The organism is Acinetobacter sp. HY1485 (genome assembly GCF_027568475.1).
GTDB lineage: Bacteria > Pseudomonadota > Gammaproteobacteria > Pseudomonadales > Moraxellaceae > Acinetobacter.
The window spans coordinates 40755-62603 of record NZ_JANKZG010000008.1 but is presented as its reverse complement, the minus strand read 5'-3'; the positions used below and the strand labels follow the sequence as shown (position 1 = coordinate 62603).

The window sequence follows — 21849 nt, the reverse complement described above, 5'->3', positions numbered from 1 at the left end:
ATTGAAACAATCATACGCCTACCTAAAGCTTTTGGCATTATAAAAATAATAAAATTTTAAAATAACGATTTATTTCAACATCTTAATTTTAATTAAAATAAATTTTTAAAGATATTATAGCCAAAAGGTAAAAAGGGTAGTGATAAGAAACGATCACTACCCTAATGACAAAAGGTTATCGCTTTTAACCTGTGTTACGTAAGCCTGCAGCAATACCTGCAATGCTTACCATTAGCGCATGGTCTACAGGCGTATGTTCAGCCTGATGTTTTGCTAAATATGCACGACGACGTTTCATCAGTTCTGCTTGCAATAAATGTAAAGGCAATAGATACGTTTTGCGTACGCGCATTGCTTGGTCTAATACCTCATTTTGTGAAAGTAGCTCTGATTCACTTTTGAGTTTAAGTAACGTATTAATCGCATCTTGTAGACGATCACGTAATTGCTTGCCAAGTTCTTTTAGGTTTTCGTTGTGAGTTAAATGGTTTTCATAATATAGCGCAATATCGGCATCTGCTTTAGATAGTACCATTTCAAACATATCGATAAGCGTACGGAAGTACGGCCATTGCTCAAGCATTTCATCTAATAATGCTTTTTGGTTTTCGTCTAGCACTTCATCAATGGCAGCACTTGTGCCTAACCATGCAGGCAACATTAAACGAATTTGTGTCCACGCAAATACCCAAGGAATGGCACGTAAAGACTCAATACCACCACTTACACGGCGTTTAGCGGGGCGAGAGCCCAGTGGTAACATTTGTAATTCAAGTTCAGGCGTAACTGTGCGCAGATATTCCACAAAATGCGGATTATGGCGTACAGTTTCACGATACACTTTTACCGATGTTTCCGTCATTTGATGCATCAACTGACGCCAAGACTGTTTAGGCACAGGCGGTGGCAGTAAAGTGGCTTCGAGTGTTGCTGCCGTATAAATTTCTAAATTTTGTAGGGCTATATCTTCTACACCAAACTTAAAGCGAATCATCTCGCCCTGTTCAGTCACACGGATAGCACCTGAAATAGAACCCGGCGGTTGTGAAAATAGCGCTTGTTGCGTTGGCGCACCGCCACGGCTGATTGAACCGCCACGTCCATGAAATAACGTAAGTTCAACATCATGTGCCTGTGCGATTTCTGTTAGCTCTTCTTGTGCACGGTATTGCGCCCAATTTGCCGACATAAAGCCTGCATCTTTGGCAGAGTCCGAATAGCCGATCATGACTTCATGTTTGCCTTGAATATGCTGTTTGTACCATTGCATATTAAACAGGGCGCTCATCGTATCGGCTGCACTGTCTAAGTCTTTAAGTGTTTCAAACAAAGGTACAACACGTAATGGTTGCTCAATACCTGCTTCTTTTTGGAGTAAAAGAACCGCAAGCACATCACTTGGATATTCTGCCATTGAAATAATATAAGCACCTAATGACTCAGAGGGTTGCTGTGCCAGCGTATACATGGTGGCAAAGACTTCTTTAACATCAGGATGGTTAATTAAACTTTCTTCAGGTGCATTTAAAACTTTAGGCAGTAATGGGCGTTTGTTTTGAAGCTCATTGAGTAAAAAGTTTTGACGTGCTTGCTCAGACCATGTTGCAAAATCACCTAAACCTAAATATTCGGTAATTGCAGCAATTGCTTGGCGATGACGCCCCGATTCTTGACGGATATCAAGTTTTAACAGTTCTAAGCCAAAACATTGCACACGATGAATAAGGTCAAGTAAATGCCCATTGGCAATTTCAGGTAAATTACATTCAATTAAAGATTTATAGCATAAAAGCAATGGGTCTAATAAATCTGATTTTGATTGAATAACGCGTGGATTATCTGCAATTTCAATGCCTTGTAATTTACTTCCTAACCATTTGATAGTGAGATTAAGTCGCTCGCGCGTATCTCGTAATAGCTGACGGTATGGTTCAGGGTGGTCACTGCCCAATGCTTGGCGTAATTCAGGCGTACACGTTTGAATAGACAGTTCCCAACGTAAACTTTCTAAATCTTTAAGATACATCTCGGCAGCTTGCCAACGCGAAAACCACAGCACTTCTTGGGTCACTTTATGCGTTACATTTGGGTTACCGTCACGGTCACCCCCCATCCAAGAAGCAAAACGGATTGGGCTAATATCAGGTGGTAATGTTTGTCCGCAATGTTCTTCTACAAGTTCATTTAATTCTTGAACAAAACGCGGAACTGCATTCCATAGTGTTTGTTCAATGACTGCAAAACCACCTTTGGCTTCATCCATAGGGGTGGGTTTATTTTGACGAATTTCATCTGTTTGCCACACCAAGCAAATGAGCTGTTTGATGTACTGAATAATCTTTTTACGTTGAACAGGCGTTGTATCTTGTTGATCTAATTTTTCTAAACAGTCATTAATGGCATCGTACTTTTGAATGAGTGTACGGCGGTTTACTTCGGTTGGGTGCGCTGTTAAAACAAGCTCAATATTTAAATTACAAATTTGGTCAAATAATTGCTGTTTAGAAATGGCATTATTTTTAAACTTTTCAAATAGGGGTTTAAGTGGATTAGGCGATGGGCGAGTTGGATCTTTGTCTGCTTCTTTGCGCCGTCTAACCACATTGTGTTGTTCGGCAATGTTAGAAAAATTAAGGAAATGACTAAATGCACGTGTTAGCGGTAAAATAGCATCGTCTTCTAGATTTAAAAACAAATCTTCAAGTTGTTTTTCCGCGTTGGTTTGCCCATCTTGAGAACCTTTGGTGAGCTTACGAATTTGTTCAATACGATTAAACAAATCTTCGCCTGCATGTGTTTTGAGTGTCTCACCCAAAATATTACCCAATAGTCTTACATCTTCTCTTAATGGTGTATCAATTTGTTGTGGCATTTATTCAACCCTCGTTATTCTTCTGAAAGTCCAACATCATTGCTTGGCTTTTACAGTCTATAGTTTAAACATACCAAAATACCCAATAAAAACTGTTAGCCATTCGTCTAAAATACATTTTTTTTATCTATCATTTTGACTAAATAAATCGATTTTTAGGGTTTTAATAGGTACTTGTCATAAAAAGCAACGATTTAGTTATAAAAATCGATGCGAAAAAGCGAAAACTCTCCTATAGTATTGCGTTTCATTTACAACATTCTCTAAGTAAAGACTTACAGTTATCTTTGCAAACTGCAAGCAGGGCTTATATTCAATGACGCAAGACAATATTACACAACATCATCGTTTGATTGGTTGGGCATATTTTTTTATGTTTCTTGCGTTATTTACAGTCGTGGTAGGTCTTATTGCATATGGATTGGCGATCAAAGTTGCCCATGCAAAAGAAGCTGAAGTTTGGGTACAAGCCCAAGCCTTTTGGATTATGCGTAATATTATCCTTTTTATGTTGATGGCTATATTTGCTGTGCTTTGGTTTATTCCACTTCATTTTTATGTTTGGGATGCGATGCAATGGGTCACAGGTTGTACCATTGTTGGTATTATTTTTAGCTTTATCGCATGGATGTTTTTACTCAATACCTTTGTCCAAGGCTTCTTTAAATACCTAAAAAAGAAAGCAGTGTTTTAGATTTTGTTGTGTCGTTCAAATTTTCCCCTTGTAAAAATAGTCTTAAACCCCAACGTTAAGGGCTAGTTTTCGTATATTTAAAATTCCGTGAGGAGCATCGCCTATCATGGCTAAACGTGATTATTATGAGGTTTTGGGTGTTTCCAAAACTGCAAGTGATGATGAAATTAAAAAAGCCTATCGTAAATTGGCGATGAAATATCATCCAGACCGTAACCCTGACAATGCCGAAGCTGAAGAAAAGTTTAAAGAAGCATCTGAAGCATATGAAGTGTTATCTAATGGTGAAAAACGCAGTATGTACGACCGTATGGGGCACAATGCCTTTGAAGGTGGTATGGGCGGTGGTGGCGGCTTTGGCGGTGGTGGTTTCAGCGCAGAAGATATTTTTAGCCAATTTGGCGATATTTTTGGTAATTTCGGTGGCGGCGGTGGTCGTGGGCGTGCGCAACAACAACGCCAAGGCTCAGACTTACGTTATGTGGTAGAGCTAAGCTTAGAAGAAGCCATTAAAGGCATTAAAAAAGAAATTACATTTACCGCACCTGCACCGTGCGATGTATGTGATGGACATGGTTCCAAAAACCCGAATGATGTTGAAACGTGCAAAACTTGTCATGGTTCAGGACAAGTGCGCATGCAACAGGGCTTTTTCTCGGTTCAGCAAACCTGTAGTACATGCCGTGGACAAGGTAAAATTATTAAAAATCCATGTCAAAGCTGTCATGGTTCTGGGGTTAAAAATCGTCAACAAACCCTCGAAGTTACTATTCCTGCAGGCGTAGATAATGGCGACCGTATTCGTTTATCTGGTAAAGGTGAAGCCATTCGTGGTGGACAACCGGGTGACTTGTATGTAGAAGTTGCCGTACGTGAACATGATATTTTCCAACGTGATGGTGCAGACCTTTATATGGATGTTCCTGTAAACGTGGCAGATGCTGCTTTAGGAAAAGAAATTCAAATTCCAACGCTAGAAGGGCGTGTGAGTTTGAAAATTCCTGAAGGCACGCAAAACGGTAAAATGTTCCGTTTACGTGGTAAAGGCGTTAAACCTGTACGTGGAAGTATGATTGGTGACTTACTGTGCCGTATTGTGGTTGAAACACCTGTCAACTTAACATCTCGTCAGCGTGAATTGTTAAAAGAATTACAAGACACCATGGACGGCAAGCACGAACATTCAAGCGAAAAGAAAAAATCATTTTTTGATCGTTTATTTGATTAAGCCGTTTGATTTAAAAACCTGCCTGATTTGGCAGGTTTTTTTTGCTCAATATTTCACTCAGTTTTGTTATAGTAATTTACAAGACTAAATTTAAGGACATAAAAATGGCAACTCCTCGTATTGGAATTTTAGGTGCAGGCGGTCGCATGGGGCGTATTCTGATTCAAGCTGTACAACAAGCAGGGCATACGCTTGCAGGTGCAGTTGAGCGTCCAACAAGTTCTTTAATTGGTGCAGATGCAGGTGAGCTTGCAGGTGTGGGCAATTTAGGCGTTAAAATTGTGGGGGATATCCAAGAAATTTTAAGCCACGTTGATGTTGTGGTTGATTTTACTGCCCCTATTGCGACCGAACAGCATTTAAAATTGTGTCGCGAGGCAGGTGTTGCCATGGTGATTGGTACCACAGGTTTTTCGGATGAGCAAAAAGCATTATTAAGCAAAACAGCACAGTATATTCCTGTGGTTTATGCCGCAAATTATTCTGTAGGAGTAAATGTTTCGATTAAATTACTTGAGCTTGCAGCCAAAGTATTTGGCGATACGGTAGATATCGAAATTATTGAAGCACATCATCGCCATAAAGTAGATGCACCATCAGGCACAGCCCTTATGATGGGTGAAGCCGTTGCAGATACATTAGGACGTGACCTGAAAAAAGTAGCTGTTTACGGACGTGAGGGATATACAGGACCACGTGAGCGTGAAACCATTGGTTTTGAAACCATTCGTGGTGGCGATATTGTAGGTGAGCATACGGTCATGTTTATTGGTGAGGGCGAGCGTGTAGAAGTAACACATAAAGCGACCAACCGTATGAATTTTGCATCGGGGGCAATTCGCGCGGCGGCATGGGTCGCAGGGCGAGAAGCAAAACAATACGATATGAACGATGTGTTAGATCTTAAAAAATCAATCGATTAAAACAAAGCCCCGATAAAGGGGCTTTTTGATATTAATTGTATTAATAAACACTATTATAAAACGTAATTGGTATTACACGCCTTGAACTTGCATCATGACTTCATACAAATGAAGGATAAAAAGATGATGAATGCAATCCATTGGCCAGAAAAGTTTTTACCAGGTACAACAGACAACTACGTATCAAACGAAGTGATTGTGGCAGGTTTAAGTGTAGAGGATGTATGGCCACATTTAGTTAATGCAAAAACGTGGCCAAACTATTATTCCAATTCATCTGACGTCGATTTAAAAGGTGCAGATCAGTTAGAGTTATCGTTAGTTTTCTTTTTTAAAACATTTGGATTTCCTGTCGATGCTCAGGTAGTTGAATTTGTTGCACCTCAAGATGGGGTTACTAGAATTGCTTGGCATGGTTGGGCAGGCGAAGGAAAAACACGTTTAGATGTCCATCATGCTTGGTTAATTGAAAATCTTTCAGGTAACCGTGTACGTATTTTGACGCAAGAAACGCAAATAGGTGAGCCTGCTAAAGAGTTAGCAAAAACTCAACCGAATGTCATGTTAAATGGTCATCAAGATTGGTTAGACTCACTTGTACACATTGCAATGAGCTGATCTCTTAACCAAATATGTGCCAAGCTATGATGTGAGCGTTCATGCCAAGCTAAGAATTTCTCAAACTGAGGAATATCTATTGGCGGTGTGAACGTTTTTAGTTGTGACTGACCTTTAACAATCCGTGAAGGCAAAGTCGCCATGAGGTCAGTGACAGCAAGCAAATTGGGTACTGCTGCAAAATTTTGTATAGCAACAGCCACATGGCGTTGTTGTGCGATCTGTTTTAAAACCTCATCAGATATTCCCCAAAAGGCGTCGCCATTTAAAGATACAAGTAGATGGTGTGCCGCACAAAACTCATCAATTGATAGCTGATTATTTTTTGCCAGTATGTGTGTTTGATGAACCGCACACACATAATGTTCTGAAAAAAGATGATGCGTATGTAATTGAGCGTGAGGCTGTGCGGTAATAATAAAATCTAGTTCGCCTGTGGTGAGGCGTTCGTATGTGTTTTGATCTTCTGTCGAAAAAATAGCAATTTTGATAAAAGGTGCTTTTTTTCTTAGGTAAGCAATATAGGGAATTAAAATAGTTTGCAATGAATAATCGGTTGCTGCAATTTTAATTTCTAATTGTGCAGTTGCAGGGTCAAACTCAGTGGGTTCGGCTAAACGCTCTACATTTTTTAAGATATTTTGAATTTGAGGTGCAAGTTGTTCTGCACGTAAGGTAGGTACCATATAGCGCTGTGCACGTATAAATAAAGGATCGTTAAAAGTTTCTCTTAAACGATTTAACATACTACTGACAGCAGGTTGTGTTAAAGACAGCCGTTGAGCTGTCTCTGTAACGCTTTTTACCTCATATAAAACAGCAAATGTTTTAAGTAGGTTTAAATCTAAATGACGTAAAACATGATTCATACGATAATCAATGAGTGACTTGTTTGCGTTGAATAATAATTAAAATGAGGGCGAAACTTGCAAGCATCGCACCTGCATAAGATACATAAGCATAGTTTAAGCCTAAACTCAGCACTAGCCCACCTGCTGCCGCCCCTAAAGCATTTCCTAAATTAAATGCCCCAATATTCACCGAAGATGCTAACCCTGATGCTTCAGAGGCAACTGACATCACATACATCTGAACAGGTGGAACAATACCAAAAGTAGCTGCACCCCAAACCACTAAAGCAATTGCCGTACTTATTGGATTTTGTGCGAGAAGTGGAAAAGCTAACATCATGATAATAATGAGACTTAAAAAACCAATTAAGGTTTTAATTAACGAAATATCAGCAAATTTTCCACCCAAATGATTGCCAATAGAAAAACCTAAGCCGACTAAAACAAGCATAAATGTAATAGTGCTTGGAGAAGCATGATTAAACGATTCAAGACTAGGTGCAATATAAGTGTAAAGTGTAAACATTGCCCCTGCACCCAAAACAGTGGTAAGTAGAGCCAATAAAACAGCAGGACGTGTTAAAACTTTTAGTTCTGCCTTAACATCAGTTTTTTGACCCACATGGCTTGCAGGAAGTGCTTTATATAAAGCAAACATCGTAATCACACCAAGTCCTGAAATTGCCCCAAAAGCTGCACGCCAACCAATGGTTTGCCCAAGCCATGTTGCAAAGGGTACACCACCAATATTGGCAATAGTAAGCCCCATAAACATGCTTGCAACAGCACTTGCTTGTTGGTTTTTAGGTACGACACTTGCAGCCACTACAGAGCCAATCCCAAAAAAAGCGCCATGATTTAAACTTGTGATAATACGAGCAAACAGTAAGGTAAAATAATTAGGAGCAATAGCAGCTAAAATATTGCCTATTGTAAAAATCGCCATAAGCGTAATTAAAGCACGGCGCCGTACAAAATGACCAAACCATAACGTCATAATGGGTGCACCAATCATCACGCCTAAAGCATAGCCTGTAATAAGCATTCCTGCTGTTGGAATACTAATATTTAGACTTGTTGCAATATTAGGTAAAAGCCCCATGGGCGAAAATTCAGTTGTACCAATGGCAAAAGCACCAATAGCTAAAGCCAATAAAGGGAAGTTAAATTTCATCTTAAAGATCCCATTGTGGAGCAAGTTGTTCAGGGTTAATTTCTCGGCTATTACGCTCAAGCCCATCAATCATTGCAATATGCTCAGGGGATAATACAAGTTGTTGTGCTTCTAAATTACTTGTTAAATGTGCCTGATTGGTAGATGAAGGAATGACATGAAAATGATGATGCAATGCCCAAGCTAAAACGACTTGCGCAACTGAAACATGATAAATATTGGCAATTTGTTTTAAGGTTGGATCGTGTAAAACTTTTCCATAAGCCAACGTCATATACGAGGTTATCGCAATATCATTTTGCTTTAAAAATGAAACTAATGTTTTATTTTGCAGATAAGGGCTGAGCTCTATTTGATTGGTAAAAATACGTGCTTTACCCAGTAGATCAATGGCATATTGTACTTGTTGAATATTAAAATTAGAGACACCAATATGCTGTGTTAACCCTAAATTTTGTGCTTCTGCTAACAGCTCTAAGGTGGTTTTTAGATCAATATTCATTTTTGGTGCAGGCCAATGTAAAAGTGTTAGATCTACCTGATCCACCTGAAGTCGAGTTAAACTATTTTTTAGACTCGGAATAAATTTTTCAGGGGTAAAGTGATCAACCCATACTTTGGTTGTTAAAAATAGCTCATCTCTTGCAATAGAACTTTTTTGAAGTACTTGTCCAATCTCTAATTCATTATCATAAATTTGTGCGGTATCAATTGCACGATAACCTATATCTAAGGCGTCTTGCACAGATTGTTGGACAACTTCACCTTTAAGGCGAAAAGTACCCAGACCAATATTTGGAAAATTCATGGTTTTACTCAATTTTTTAAAATATACGTCATTGTGAAGTAAGTTGAATTGCAGAAAAATATAAAAAACTGCAAAATATTTTTGATAAAAAATCACGAATAGTAATTTATGAAATCGAGTATTGATGAGCTAATGGCATTTACAGCAATTGTAGATACAGGCTCAATTGTCTGTGCTGCCGAACAATTACAACAAACGGCATCGGGGGTGAGTCGTGCTTTAACACGGTTAGAAAAAAAATTAGGAATTACTTTACTGGCTAGAACAACAAGAAAAATGAAGTTGACACAAGAAGGGGAAATTTTCTTGGTTAAAACGCGCCAAATCTTAAATGATTTAACAGCAGCAGAAGAAGCGCTTTTACACTCAGATCGTGATATCTCAGGTTTATTGCGTGTTGACGCAGCGACCTCATTTGTTTTACATCGGATTGCACCTTTAATATGTAAATTTAGAACACAATATCCAAATCTTAATATTGAACTAAACAGTAATGATCAGGTGATTGATTTATTAGAGTGCCGTACAGATGTGGCGATTAGAATTGGTGAATTATCTGACTCTACCCTACATTCAAAACAATTGATGAAAAGTCGTCTTTACTTAGTTGCAAGTCCACAATATTTAAAACAGTGGGGTAAGCCTCAATGTGTAGAAGATTTATATCAGCATCAATTGATTGGTTTTAGCCAACATCCTAATTTAAATCTTTGGCCAGTAAAACAAGAGAAAAAAACATTTAAAGCTAAAGCAAGTTTAACGGCAAATACAGGCGAAACAATTCGACATTTAGTACTTAATCATAATGGGATTGCGTGTTTATCAGCTTTTTTAGTTACAGAGGACATGGAACAAGGGAACTTAGAAAGTGTATTAGATGATGAAGTTATTTTAAAATATCAAACGGTACAGGCTGTTTATTATAAACATGCACATACGCCTAAAAGAATTCGCTTATTTATTGAGTTTTTAGCCAAGCACTTAAATGATATGACATAAAAAAATCGACCTACTGTTAAGTAAGCCGATAGATAAAACTAATGCCCAAAACGTCGCTTTCTTAATTTTACATTTTGCATAGGTGGAATATAACCGTAATCTAAAGTTTCTATCAAAAAAGAACGATCTCCCTCAAGTTCAATTCGTACGGTGGGTGCTTCGGTACCACCAATACGATATTGTAAATCTTTAGGATTTGGTGTTGGAACAGGCACAGAATCAATAAACGAGGTGACTAGACCATTTGGCATTACATAATGTGAGTAGGTTTGATAAGGTTGAGATGATGGGTTACCTAATACCAAACCAGAACTATTCATTGGACGGTATGGCCCTGTTAAATTTTCACTTACAAAACCATATACCCCATCTGGGCCACTTAAACCATCTGCATAAGTGAATTTATGACTGATAGTAAATAAATAATATTTTCCATCTTTGAATACATAATGCGGACGCTCCGTTTGATCGTTTACACCAACAGCCGTGACAAGAGGAGGTAAAATTTCCCATTGATCTCCTGTTAAGTCTGTTGCAACAGCCAGTCCGATGCACCCAACTTGGAAACGTGCTCCCCCGACATCCGTATGTTGTGGTGGTACTTTACCAATTTGCGCATCACCTACAATATGGCTACCACGGTCTCCTGCAACGTTGCCTTCAAATACCATATAGAGTTTGCCATCTACAGGATCAATAAATGGTGATGGATCACGGAAGTTGAAGTATGGGTTCTGTTTTTCTGTTTGGTAATAAGTACCATCTGCTTCAAATAATGATTTCACTTTAGTAAAGTTTTCTACAGTTACCCCATTTTGAGATGCGACAAGACGACCCCGTACTTTACAAATCGTAGCGCCTGGAGTTACACAAGTGTAATAAAGGTCTACGTCACCATTATTGTTTAATAAGATTGGTGTGCCTGCCCATTCACGTGAGGTAGGTGAAACACCTTCTTTCATTACGCGACCACCAAATTTCCAGCTTTTACCATCACGGCTATACCAAAAACAGATACGAGCACGACCATGACGATCTTCCCAATCAGCAGTAATATCGTACTTGCCATTTTTGTCTGTGAAGCGTTTAGGATCACGGACAGCCGTTAATGTGAAAATTACTGACCATCCATCAATAGACACGATAGTTCCATCTAGTGTACGTAAGGGCATTGTGTCCCAAATAAATAATCGATTATCCATTATAGGAAAATTTGCTGGTACAAGTGGTTGAGTTGTAGTTGGGTCATCTTCATGTACTTTTAAAGCATCTGCACGAGTCCAAATTGTTGGTTGGTAGTTATATTGCGCCATAATTATTTTCCTTCGTTTTAAGTATTTGCAAATTTGCATTTAAAAATTAAAACAAATAGAACCTGAAAAAAACTCATGTAAGTTCTCTGTGTGGCTATACAACATAAGATTGATTTTTAGGATTTAATCTTAGATACAAGAAAAAATCGGCTTGTATATACAAGCCGATTTTGAGTGATTGAAACTTAAGAGTTACTTATGTTTTTTACGTAAAACAACATCTTCCATAGCAGGAATATAACCGTAGTCTAAAGTTTCTACCAAGAATGAACGATCACCTTTTAACTTGATACGTACAGTTGGTGCTTCAGTACCACCAATACGGTAGTCTAAATCTTTAGAGTTTGGTTTTTGTACAGGTACAGAGTCAATAAATGATGTTACTAAACCATTTGGCATCACACAGTGTGAATAGGTTTGGTATGGTTGTGATGATGGATTACCCAACACTAAACCAGAGCTATTCATTGGACGGTAAGGACCTGTCAAGTTTTCGCTTACAAAACCGTACACACCATCTGGACCATTTAAGCCATCAGAATAAGTAAATTTATGACTGATTGTGAATAGGTAGTATTTATCATCTTGGAATACATAGTGTGGACGTTCAGTTTGATCGTTTACACCAACAGCAGTTACAAGAGGAGGTAAGATTTCCCATTCATCGCCATGTAGATCTTTAGCAACAGCTAGACCAATACAACCTGCTTGGTAACGTGCACCGCCAACTTCTGTATGACCAGGAGGTACATCGCCCATTTCGGCTTCGCCAATAACGTGTGTTCCACGATCACCTGCAACGTTACCTTCAAATACCATGTAAAGTTTACCATCTACAGGGTCAATAAAAGGTGATGGATCGCGGAAGTTCCAATATTGGTTTTGTGCTTCGGTTTGGTAGTATTCGCCATCTGCTTCAAATAATGATTTTACATTATCAAAGCCTTCAACAGTTACACCTTCATCAGAAGTTACAAGGCGTCCACGTACTTTAGCAATAGTGGCACCTGGGGTTACACATGTGTAGTACAGGTCAACTTCACCTTTTTTATTGAGGAGGATAGGTGTACCTGCCCATTCACGTGAAGTTGGTGATACACCTTCTTCCATTACGCGACCGCCAAATACCCAGCTCTTACCATCACGGCTATACCAAAAGCAGATACGAGCACGACCATGACGATCATTCCAGTCAGCAGTGATATCGTATTCACCTTGTTCATTGGTAAATTCTTCTGGGCTACGAATTGCTGTTAGTGTGAAAATTACTGACCAACCATCTACAGAAACGATAGTACCGTCTAGTTGGCGTAATGGCATAGTATCCCAAATAAATAAGTTCTCATCCATTACTGGGAAATCAGCTGAAACTAAAGGTTGAGTTGTTGTTGGATCATTTTCGTATACTTTTAAAGCATCTGCACGAGTCCAAATTGTTGGTTGGTAGTTTAAATTAGTCATTGTTACTTTCCTTTTTTAAAGTATTTGCGAAACCGCAGTGAGAAAGTAAAACGAATGACAATAAAAAAAAATCGAATTGGGGTGGGTGGTTTCCTACACAACAGGGCATTGATTTTTAATGATATATTTTCTGTTTTATTGATGGCACAACATGATCATTTTGTGAGTTTAAAATGGTTTTGGCATACTGAAGAAATTTTTTTTTATTACTTACCAAACGTAAATCACGTTTGGTAAGCGGTATCATTTTAAAAGTCTGCTTTTAGTACAACCCGATAACGTACTTTTCCAGATTCTAGGTGAGCAAGTGCTTCGTTAATTTGCGACATTGGGAAAACTTCTACTTGTGGAGCGATATTTTTACGTCCTGCAAATTTAAGAAGCTCGCGTAATGCTGCAGGTGAACCTGTAGATGAGCCTGTAACAGATCGTGCACCGTTGATTAAAGCACCTGCTGAAACACCAATCGGTTCGAGTGGTACACCCAAAACATGGAATTGCCCATGAGGGGCAAGTGCGGAAATATAAGTGGACCAATCTAGTTTTACATTAACCGTACTTAAAATAAGGTCAAATTTACCTGCTTGTTTTTTGAGTTCTTCAGAGTCACGGCTATTAACTACATGGTCTGCGCCCATCGCTTTAAGTTCATCTGTTTTATTAGAACTTGAACTAAAGGCAGTGACTTCACAGCCCCATGCTTTTAAAAGTTTAAGTGCAATATGCCCTAAACCACCAATGCCAATAACGCCTACATGGTGTGTTGCTTGAATTTTATGTTGTACAAGCGGATCAAAAACTGTAATTCCACCACAAAGTAATGGGCCTGCACTTTCAGGGTCTAAATCTTCAGGTAATGGAATCACCCATTGTGCTTGGGCACGTACTTTATCGGCAAACCCACCTGCATGTCCGATGATGGTTGGTTTATTTTCACCAGTACAGTAAGCTTGTTGACCTGTAATGCAAGGGTTACAGCTTTGGCAACTTTCAGACATCCAACCTAGTCCAACGCGTTGACCAATCTCAAAACCTTGAACTTGTGAGCCGATTTGCACCACTCTACCAATGACTTCGTGTCCAGCAACCAGTGGATATTGAGACATACCCCAATCGTTGTGAATCATGGCAACATCAGAGTGACAAAGACCACAGTATTCAACTTTTATTTCAACGTGTTGTGGTGCAAGTTCACCTGCATCAAATTGGTAAGGAACAAGTTTTTCACCTGCTTTTTTGACTGCATAAGCATGTATTGTATTATTTGACATTGTATTCCTCATCTAAATGTACACTTAACCTCATGGTCATTGACCATACCGCAGGCTTGCATAAACGCGTAGCACGTTGTTTTACCCACAAACTTAAACCCTTTTTGTTTTAAGGCGCTTGCAAGCTGTTCACTTTGGATAGTGTAAGAAGGGATATTTTGAGCGTCTATCTTATTTTGTTGCATTGTGATGTGTTTTGTAAAAGACCAAAGCCAATCGCTCACATCATAAACATCTGATTTTAATTTTAACCATGCTTGGGCGTTATCTCGAATTGAGGTGAGTTTGGCAAGATGACGAATGAGTTCTGGGTCTTGTTGTTTTTTTAAAAGTTCTTCGTTTGTGATACGTGCAATATCCTCAATAGCTAAATTAAAAAAATGTTGGCGGTAGGCTTCTCGTTTTTTTAAAACTGTAATCCAAGAGAGTCCTGCTTGTTGTCCTTCTAAGCATAACATTTCAAAAAGCTGGTGTTCTTCATAAACGGGTTTTCCCCATTCATGGTCATGATAGTGTTTGTAAAGTGGGTCTTGTGTACACCATGCGCATCTTATGATTTTTGTCATTGTGATAATCTTCTTAAAAAAGAAAAGTCAGCGTAACGCTGACTTTATGATTGATCTAAAATAAAGACTTTGATTAACCAAGTATGTGTGTATTGTCGCTCATAAAATAGAATAAGTTTTAGGATCAGACAATTTAAAAAGTGAGTTACTTTTTAGATTAAAGCGCATATCAAAGAGTGAATACTTCCCACTGACTGTTTGCATTATTCCAAAAGCTTAAGTTAGCTTTTTGAAGTTGACTAGGTGAGAGCCAAATATCTTTACCTTTTTTATCGTTATAACCTGTGCTAATGAGTAAGCCTTCTTCGGTAATTTCCATGACCCAACCTTGGTAAGTTGTACCCTCTAAAGTTATTTTTTGTTGATTACCTGCTTCTGCAAAATCAATTAAACGTTCTAGGAGTGCTTCAGACATTTAAAAATCACCGTGTACGTATGGATAGGGGTTCACTGCGCCCCGTCCTTTTCCTGCTAAATAGAGACCATAATGTAAGTGGCTAACGGTATGTCGTGCATTACCTGTATTACCTACATAACCAATTACATCACCTGCGTGAACGTATTGTCCCACATGTAAGCCACGTTTGTGACTTTTTAAGTGTGCATAGTAATGCCATGAGCCCGCAGGACCTAAAATCCAAACCACATTGCCACCTAAGCGGTTACTTTGTAGGCTTGCCACTAAGCCTTCTGTGGCACTTGTGACAGGTGTTCCACGTGGAGCCAAAATATCAATCCCTTCATGGCGACGACCTGCACTACGCGCAGCACCCCAAGTATCTGTAAGGTTTTGTCGTTTTATTCCCTTAACAGGAATGGGCAAAATAGGGCTGAGTTGCATGGCTTTTAAATGCATAACAGTCTGTGGTGGTAGAGGCGTTGATTTTTTTGGTGTTGTACTACATGCACATACTATGAGTGTACATGCAAATAGGGTAAGCGCCGTATAGAAGCGTTTTTTCATTTGGTATCCTTGTTTTAACGCTTCTTTGAATATGGCATATTTATTGACCTAAGATCAATTTTTTCATTGCAGTAGGAACACCCTTTTCAATGGCTTGTGTCGGGCTCAGCCATTGCCCTAAAAAGGTTTGTTCAAGTTGTTCACGTTGCTGTGCTGAAAGATCAACACGATGAACTGTTAACTGCCATGTAAAATGCGTAAATCCATGTTTTATGGTGGTGGTTTGCTGAGGTGTAAGCGCATAGAGTGCTAAAGTGTTTGTAAGTTGTGTCAGATCATCATAAATAGGTAAGCACCATAGTCCACCCCATAACCCAAGCGATGGGCGTTGTTGCCACAGCCATAAGCCATCATAATTGAGCAGTAACACTTCTCCTGTTTTGGTGGGCACAGCTTTTTTAGGTTTTTTAAAAGGAAGTTCGTTTTCTAAACCTTGTTGATGCGCTTTGCAATGTGTTTGCATTGGACAATACAAGCATAGTGGTTTTTTAGGTGTACAAACTGTTGCGCCTAAATCCATAATCGCTTGGGTATAATCATGGTTACGTTGGGTGGGGCATAGATCTTCGGCAATTTTCCACATTTCACGTTCATGGATAGGTTTACTTAAATCGTCTTCTATTGCTAAAAAACGTGCAAGAACACGTTTAACATTGCCATCCATAATTACGCCGTATTGACGTAAACCCAACGACATTAAAGCACCTGCGGTAGATCGTCCAATGCCAGGCAGGGCAATCCATGCTTCTAGTGTTGACGGAAAACAGCCATTTTGATGAACAATAATTGCGGCTTTATGGAGGTTGCGTGCGCGTGCGTAGTAGCCAAGTCCTGCCCAATAGGGTGCAACTTCGTCCCATGTGGCACTGGCTAAGTCATGTACGGTTGGAAATTGGGTAATAAAGCGATCAAAATATTTTAAAACTGTTTTAACTTGAGTTTGTTGGAGCATAATTTCAGATACCCAAACTTTGTATGGATCATCTGCAATTTGCCAAGGTAGGTCGTGGCGTCCGTATTGGTCAAACCAAGTGAGTAGCGCATCAGAAAAAGAAAATTGTGTCATGCCAAACCTATTAATTTGCGTTGTTAAATTATACGCTGTCTGGCAATGAAAGTATAAAAAAGCCTCTTTAGTGAGGCTTTGTTTTAATCTTCTTCGACATCCATAATTCCCCAACGGGCATCAAGTTTAAGTTCCTGATTTTTGTAGCGAGGAATAACATGAATGTGTAAGTGTTCTACAGGTTCACCAAACACGTTGCCATCGTTAAAACCAATATGATAGCCCGTAGGTTGATGGCGTTCTTGTAAGGCATTACGTGCCTTTTCAAGTAAAGAAAGCAAACTTTTGCGCTCTTTGTCGGTAACTTCGAAAAAGGAATGGACATGACGTAACGGTACAATTACCACATGCCCTTTAGATAAAGGCTTGGGTTCTGGAAATACAACACCAAAGTCATTTTTGGTAATGACATCGTATTCATCAAATTCACAGTACACGCATGGAGTTTGGGTCATATCCTATTCCTCTTTATTATATTTTGTGGCAGTTGCACTTTCTTATAGCATAAATTTTAGACGTGTATATAAAAATTATGCATCAAATTTTTTCTTTAAAAGAATATGGAGGGCGTCAAAGCTTTGTTGTGTTGCTTCTGCATTATAAGCCAGATCTACACCGTTTCGTTTTCCACGTTCATCAGCAAGTGGATTGGTAAAACCATGTTTTGCATGTTCCAAAATTAAAATTTGATGAGGGACTTCTGCTTGGGTAAGTTCTTGGTCAATGGTTTTTACATCAGCTAAGCTGACCATACTGTCATCTTCACCATGACAGATCAGCACATCACCATGAAATTTCCCCTTTTGTGCAGGGTGGTTGGTGGTGAGATTGCCATGAAAAGAAGCTGTAACATGTAAAGGTGCATTTGTACGGGCAAGTTCTAAAACGACTTTACCGCCGTAGCAAAAGCCAATTGCAGCAAGTTGTTTTGGGTCTACTTCAGGTTGTTTTGCTAAAGTATCTAAAGCAACTTGGGCACGCTGTACAATGGTTTCAGGTTTTTCAAATGTTTCCATCATCCATTGCTTTGCTTGCTCGGCATCTTCTGTGGCTTTTTGTGCACCATACATATCCATAGCAAAGGCGGCATAGCCTTGTTCTGCAAGCTGTTTTGCCCGACAAACTAAAAAGTCGTTACAACCCCACCATTCTGGTCCAAGTAAAATGCCTGCAAGTGGCTGTTTGCTTTGGGGTGAAACAAAAAAACCTTTGAGCTGTGTACCATCAGGTGCAGTGTATTCAATATCGCGGGTAATAAGTTGAGTCATTTAGCTTTCCTTAGTCAAAATGTGGTATAAAAAAAGAAGGTTTCCCTTCTTTTTTATAATTTGAATGAAGAAACTAGCGTCCTCGTGAGAAGAAGCCAATTACGGCAAAAATTACGGCAACAACCAATAAAATGATAGCAAATTGTTGAGATAACCCTGCAACACCACCAAATCCAAGCAGACTTGCGATTAATGCAATTACTGCAAATATAATTGCCCAACGAAACATAGTCATTCTCCTTAATTTTTTATTCTGTAAATCAGCATAGCATTGTGGAAATAACAGATTGTTCACTTTTGTTTAAATCATGTGTGAGTTTATGCATACATAATAATCAATAGGGAGGTTGTGTAAATAAAAGCTTAAAAGTGAACTCATGATATAATTGATGTGTTTCTTGTTGAGTTTTTGGTTATGTCTTTACGCCCACAGTTTTGGAAAAAATACACTTTGGCAGAATTAAATCCTGTTGAGTGGGAAGCACTGTGTGATGGGTGTGGGCAGTGTTGTCTATTAAAATTAGAAGATGATGAAACCCAAGAAGTAGAATACACCAAAGTAGCATGTCAGCTATTAGACTGCCAAACAGGGTGGTGTGGTGATTATGAAAATCGTAAGGATACAGTGCCTGATTGTATTCAACTTACGTTAGAAAAGGTTGCAGAAGTAGCTTATTGGTTACCTTCGAGTTGTGCGTATCGCCGTATTTATGAAGGAAAAAATTTGCCTTCATGGCACTATTTAAATACAGGTTCTAAAAAGAGTGTAATTAAGGCTAAAAAGTCTGTAGCAGGGCGTTGTATTTCAGAAAAAGAAATTAATGATGATGATTTAGAAGATTATATTGTGCGTTGGGTAAGGTAAAAAGACCGAGCAAACGCTCGGTCAATTGATTATGCTTTTTGTTCTTGTTTCGCATGTTTAATAATTTGCAGACCCGAGCTTAACCCTAATACTGCCATCACAAGAGCAACTATTAGGTCTGGTAAAACACTATTTGTACCAAATACACCTAGTGCTGCAATCATTACTGCAATGTTACCAATGGCATCGTTACGGCTACATAACCACACTGAACGCATATTGGCGTCGCCTTCTCTAAAGGTATATAAAACAATCGCACTGATGATGTTGGCAACAAGTGCAAGCACGCCAATTAAACCCATAGTTAAGGCTTCAGGTGGAATATTTTGGCTATATGACCAAATTACTTTGCCTACAATGATGAGTGCAAAAACAAACATCATGAGCCCTTTAAATAGAGCCACTTGTGAACGCCAATAGGCGGTAAGTCCTAACGCAATAAGTGATAAAATATAGTTAAAAGAATCTCCTGCAAAATCTAATGCATCTGCCCACAAAGCACTTGAACCTGTATGTGCACCACCTAATACTTCAATAAAAAATAGGCTCAGATTAAGAACAAGTGCAATCCATAACGCAATTTTAAATTTATGCGTATGCTTTTTTGCTTGAGGGGAATGATTGCAACAAGAATGTGCCATAACGTTGTACTCCAATATCTTTAGTGTTATTAAAAAGCTTGGAGTAACCCTAAGGTCAAGCGAGAACATCATGGAAATAACAATTGGGCAACTTGCCAAAAAAGTAAAACTCACTACAGATACTATTCGCTTCTATGAGCAAAAAAAATTAATGACGCCTGCCAAACGTGGGGAGAATCAGTATCGTTATTACAGCGATATACAGGTTAAAGAACTTATATTTATTCGGCATTGTCGTGATTTAGGTATGTCCTTACATGAGATTGAATTACTGAACCAACAGTTAAAAGACCCACAGCAAAGTTGCCAAGAAGTTGATCATATTATTGATGAACATTTAAACCATATTGAACACAAAATTACGCGATTGATGGCATTTCAAACTCAATTACAGCAACTTAAAAACTCGTGCCAATCTAACCAAACGGTAGAAAATTGCCAAATTGTGCAAACGCTACAAAGCAATACGCCATAGGATTTTGATGTAAATTATGGCTTAATAAATCTTATCTCGTTTTACCTAAAAAGAGTTGATATGACCGATAGCCACATCCCACTGCCTGAGCGTTTACGTCCGCGTGATTTGTCTGAGATTATGGGACAAGATCATTTGCTTGGTGAGCAAGCACCGTTTAGACAAATGATTGATCAAGGGCATTTACCCTCTATTATTTTTTGGGGACCGCCGGGCGTAGGTAAAACGACACTTGCTTTATTACTTGCTCAAGCAGTAGATCGTCCTTTTATTAGTTTATCTGCGCTGAATACAGGTGTAAAAGAACTTCGAGAAGTGATTGCCGACAGTGGCGATTTACTCACGCCTGTGGTGTTTATTGATGAAATTCATCGCTTTAATAAATCTCAGCAAGATGCGTTATTAGGGGCGGTAGAAAAAGGGAAAATTACACTCATTGGTGCAACCACAGAAAATCCATCGTTTGAAGTGAATAACGCACTCTTATCACGTTGTCAGGTGTATACCTTAAATGCACTTGATGAAATTGCCTTACAACAGCTTTTGCAAAAAGCCACAGAGCAAGACCGTTTTTTGCAAGATCGTCAGCTATTTATTGATGAATACGATGCGTTGATTCAGTTTTCGGGTGGGGATGCACGTAAAGCCTTAAACTTACTTGATTTAGTGGCAAGTACGTTTGAACCTGAGCAAGAAAACCATATTAATAATGCATTAGTGGTTAAAGTTGCACAGCAAAATATTGCCAAATATGACAAAAATGGCGAACAACATTACGACTTAGTGTCTGCCTTTATTAAATCGATTCGAGGCAGTGACCCTGATGCGGCATTATATTGGATGGCACGTATGTTAAAAGGGGGAGAAGATCCTGTATTTATTGCACGCCGTATGCTCATTGCTGCATCTGAAGATATTGGAAATTCAAATCCGAATGCGTTGTTATTGGCAGGGGAATGTTTCCGTTCGGTACAAGCCATTGGTATGCCTGAGGGGCGTATTATTTTAGGACAATGTGCAGTTTATTTGGCGACAAGTGCAAAAAGTAATAGCACTTATTTAGCCATTAATAAAGCCATGGCACTTGCTGAAAAAACAGCAGAATTGCCTGTGCCACTACATTTACGCAACGCACCTACCAAAATGATGAAACAACAGGGTTATGGCGTGGATTATTTATATCCGCATGATTATCCTGAACATTTTGTAAAACAAGATTATTTACCGCCCGAACTCAAAGACAGCAAAATTTATGAGTCTGCACGAAATAAAAGAGAGGTAGAGGGCGAAAAATTACAACAACGCCGTTGGCAACAGGAGTCATAATGCAAGAAATTACATGGAATGATTTTACTAAAGTAGAGTTACGCGTTGGTCAAATTGTGGAAGCAAAAGTTTTTGCCGATGCAAGAAAACCTGCTTATCAACTGATTGTTGATTTTGGTGAAGAAATTGGCAAGCGTAAATCAAGCGCATAAATTACAGACCTATATACACCCGAAAATTTGATTGGTAAAAAAGTGCTTGCAGTGGTGAATTTTCCTAGGAAGCAAATTGGCAAGTTTATGTCTGAATGTTTGGTGACAGGTTTGCATAATACAAATGATCACGTTGAATTATGTGTATCTGACCAAGATGTACCACTTGGCACGAAACTACTTTAACCTAAATAAAAGATTGGACTTACGTTTAGGAGGTAACCTGATTTGATAAACCCTATCAGAAATAGTGTTTTAGGAGTAAAGTACGATTTTTATTCAATCATCATCATGAACTAATAAAATCAGGATAA

Annotated in this window: 23 protein-coding genes and 1 pseudogene; 9 read left to right on the top strand and 15 right to left on the bottom strand. The window is 38.8% G+C overall.

Annotation, left to right across the window (positions count from 1 at the left end):
• Positions 1 to 184: 184 nt before the first annotated feature.
• On the bottom strand, positions 185 to 2872 hold the full coding sequence (ppc, locus tag PCI70_RS09675; protein ID WP_269915131.1) for a phosphoenolpyruvate carboxylase: 2688 nt from the start codon (positions 2870 to 2872) through the stop codon (positions 185 to 187).
• Positions 2873 to 3188: 316 nt separating this feature from the next.
• On the opposite strand from ppc, the gene PCI70_RS09670 reads away from it, so the two are divergent.
• The 4 genes from PCI70_RS09670 to PCI70_RS09655 all read left to right on the top strand — a co-directional run bounded on the left by PCI70_RS09670 (position 3189) and on the right by PCI70_RS09655 (position 6335).
• A complete protein-coding gene (locus PCI70_RS09670; RefSeq protein ID WP_269915130.1) occupies positions 3189 to 3566 on the top strand; it encodes a hypothetical protein in 378 nt (125 codons plus the stop codon).
• 106 nt (positions 3567 to 3672) lie between these two features.
• Positions 3673 to 4794 carry a molecular chaperone DnaJ gene (gene dnaJ, locus PCI70_RS09665; protein ID WP_269915129.1) on the top strand — a complete coding sequence of 374 codons (1122 nt, stop codon included), beginning with the start codon at positions 3673 to 3675 and terminating at the stop codon, positions 4792 to 4794.
• A gap of 104 nt (positions 4795 to 4898) precedes the next feature.
• Positions 4899 to 5717 (top strand): 4-hydroxy-tetrahydrodipicolinate reductase, encoded by an 819-nt coding sequence (dapB, locus tag PCI70_RS09660; RefSeq protein ID WP_269915128.1) that lies wholly within the window; start codon positions 4899 to 4901, stop codon positions 5715 to 5717.
• A gap of 123 nt (positions 5718 to 5840) precedes the next feature.
• Positions 5841 to 6335 carry an SRPBCC domain-containing protein gene (locus PCI70_RS09655; protein WP_269915127.1) on the top strand — a complete coding sequence of 165 codons (495 nt, stop codon included), beginning with the start codon at positions 5841 to 5843 and terminating at the stop codon, positions 6333 to 6335.
• Here the strand turns inward: PCI70_RS09655 and PCI70_RS09650 are convergent.
• The 3 genes from PCI70_RS09650 to dkgB are packed head-to-tail and all read right to left on the bottom strand — an operon-like array spanning position 6293 to position 9168.
• Positions 6293 to 7204 (bottom strand): LysR family transcriptional regulator, encoded by a 912-nt coding sequence (locus tag PCI70_RS09650; RefSeq protein WP_269915126.1) that lies wholly within the window; start codon positions 7202 to 7204, stop codon positions 6293 to 6295. The two genes, PCI70_RS09655 and PCI70_RS09650, sit on opposite strands and share 43 nt — an antisense overlap.
• Positions 7205 to 7211: 7 nt before the next feature.
• On the bottom strand, positions 7212 to 8360 hold the full coding sequence (locus PCI70_RS09645; RefSeq protein WP_269915125.1) for an MFS transporter: 1149 nt from the start codon (positions 8358 to 8360) through the stop codon (positions 7212 to 7214).
• 1 nt (position 8361) lies between these two features.
• Positions 8362 to 9168, bottom strand: a complete 807-nt coding sequence (gene dkgB, locus PCI70_RS09640; RefSeq protein WP_269915124.1) for a 2,5-didehydrogluconate reductase DkgB — start codon at positions 9166 to 9168, stop codon at positions 8362 to 8364.
• A gap of 108 nt (positions 9169 to 9276) precedes the next feature.
• Here dkgB and PCI70_RS09635 point away from each other — a divergent pair, with 108 nt between their 5' ends.
• Positions 9277 to 10167 carry a LysR family transcriptional regulator gene (locus tag PCI70_RS09635; RefSeq protein ID WP_269915123.1) on the top strand — a complete coding sequence of 297 codons (891 nt, stop codon included), beginning with the start codon at positions 9277 to 9279 and terminating at the stop codon, positions 10165 to 10167.
• 38 nt (positions 10168 to 10205) lie between these two features.
• Here the strand turns inward: PCI70_RS09635 and PCI70_RS09630 are convergent, their stop codons facing one another.
• The 10 genes from PCI70_RS09630 to PCI70_RS09585 form a co-directional block, all read right to left on the bottom strand.
• Positions 10206 to 11480 carry a glycoside hydrolase family 68 protein gene (locus tag PCI70_RS09630; RefSeq protein ID WP_269915122.1) on the bottom strand — a complete coding sequence of 425 codons (1275 nt, stop codon included), beginning with the start codon at positions 11478 to 11480 and terminating at the stop codon, positions 10206 to 10208.
• A 192-nt stretch (positions 11481 to 11672) separates the two neighbouring features.
• A complete protein-coding gene (locus tag PCI70_RS09625; RefSeq protein WP_269915121.1) occupies positions 11673 to 12941 on the bottom strand; it encodes a glycoside hydrolase family 68 protein in 1269 nt (422 codons plus the stop codon).
• 248 nt (positions 12942 to 13189) lie between these two features.
• Positions 13190 to 14212, bottom strand: a complete 1023-nt coding sequence (gene ahr / locus PCI70_RS09620) for an NADPH-dependent aldehyde reductase Ahr (RefSeq protein WP_269915120.1) — start codon at positions 14210 to 14212, stop codon at positions 13190 to 13192.
• Positions 14213 to 14220: 8 nt separating this feature from the next.
• A complete protein-coding gene (locus tag PCI70_RS09615) occupies positions 14221 to 14778 on the bottom strand; it encodes a DNA-3-methyladenine glycosylase I (protein ID WP_269915119.1) in 558 nt (185 codons plus the stop codon).
• Positions 14779 to 14947: 169 nt separating this feature from the next.
• A complete protein-coding gene (locus PCI70_RS09610; RefSeq protein ID WP_269915118.1) occupies positions 14948 to 15193 on the bottom strand; it encodes a hypothetical protein in 246 nt (81 codons plus the stop codon).
• Positions 15194 to 15742 carry a M23 family metallopeptidase gene (locus PCI70_RS09605; RefSeq protein WP_269915117.1) on the bottom strand — a complete coding sequence of 183 codons (549 nt, stop codon included), beginning with the start codon at positions 15740 to 15742 and terminating at the stop codon, positions 15194 to 15196.
• 40 nt (positions 15743 to 15782) lie between these two features.
• Complete coding sequence (gene mutY / locus PCI70_RS09600) at positions 15783 to 16808, bottom strand: A/G-specific adenine glycosylase (protein ID WP_269915116.1); 1026 nt, start codon at positions 16806 to 16808, stop codon at positions 15783 to 15785.
• A gap of 83 nt (positions 16809 to 16891) precedes the next feature.
• A complete protein-coding gene (locus tag PCI70_RS09595) occupies positions 16892 to 17263 on the bottom strand; it encodes an HIT family protein (RefSeq protein WP_269915115.1) in 372 nt (123 codons plus the stop codon).
• Between the two features lie 75 nt (positions 17264 to 17338).
• Positions 17339 to 18076: a dienelactone hydrolase family protein gene (locus tag PCI70_RS09590; RefSeq protein WP_269915114.1), complete on the bottom strand. Its 738-nt coding sequence runs from the start codon at positions 18074 to 18076 to the stop codon at positions 17339 to 17341.
• A 73-nt stretch (positions 18077 to 18149) separates the two neighbouring features.
• The gene (locus PCI70_RS09585) at positions 18150 to 18305 is read right to left on the bottom strand and encodes a DUF1328 domain-containing protein (protein ID WP_269915113.1); all 156 of its coding nucleotides are present in this window, start codon (positions 18303 to 18305) and stop codon (positions 18150 to 18152) included.
• Between the two features lie 186 nt (positions 18306 to 18491).
• Here PCI70_RS09585 and PCI70_RS09580 point away from each other — a divergent pair, with 186 nt between their 5' ends.
• Positions 18492 to 18941: a YcgN family cysteine cluster protein gene (locus PCI70_RS09580; RefSeq protein ID WP_269915112.1), complete on the top strand. Its 450-nt coding sequence runs from the start codon at positions 18492 to 18494 to the stop codon at positions 18939 to 18941.
• A 29-nt stretch (positions 18942 to 18970) separates the two neighbouring features.
• Here PCI70_RS09580 and PCI70_RS09575 read toward each other — a convergent pair whose 3' ends face one another.
• Positions 18971 to 19582 carry a cation transporter gene (locus PCI70_RS09575; protein ID WP_269915111.1) on the bottom strand — a complete coding sequence of 204 codons (612 nt, stop codon included), beginning with the start codon at positions 19580 to 19582 and terminating at the stop codon, positions 18971 to 18973.
• 70 nt (positions 19583 to 19652) lie between these two features.
• On the opposite strand from PCI70_RS09575, the gene PCI70_RS09570 reads away from it, so the two are divergent.
• The 3 genes and pseudogenes from PCI70_RS09570 (at position 19653) to PCI70_RS09560 (ending at position 21721) form a co-directional block, all read left to right on the top strand.
• On the top strand, positions 19653 to 20057 hold the full coding sequence (locus PCI70_RS09570) for a MerR family transcriptional regulator (protein ID WP_269915110.1): 405 nt from the start codon (positions 19653 to 19655) through the stop codon (positions 20055 to 20057).
• Between the two features lie 60 nt (positions 20058 to 20117).
• A complete protein-coding gene (locus PCI70_RS09565; protein WP_269915109.1) occupies positions 20118 to 21383 on the top strand; it encodes a replication-associated recombination protein A in 1266 nt (421 codons plus the stop codon).
• Positions 21383 to 21721, top strand: a pseudogene (locus tag PCI70_RS09560) (tRNA-binding protein). The gene PCI70_RS09565 and the pseudogene PCI70_RS09560 overlap by 1 nt, the downstream one beginning before the upstream one ends.
• The last annotated feature ends 128 nt before the right edge of the window (positions 21722 to 21849 follow it).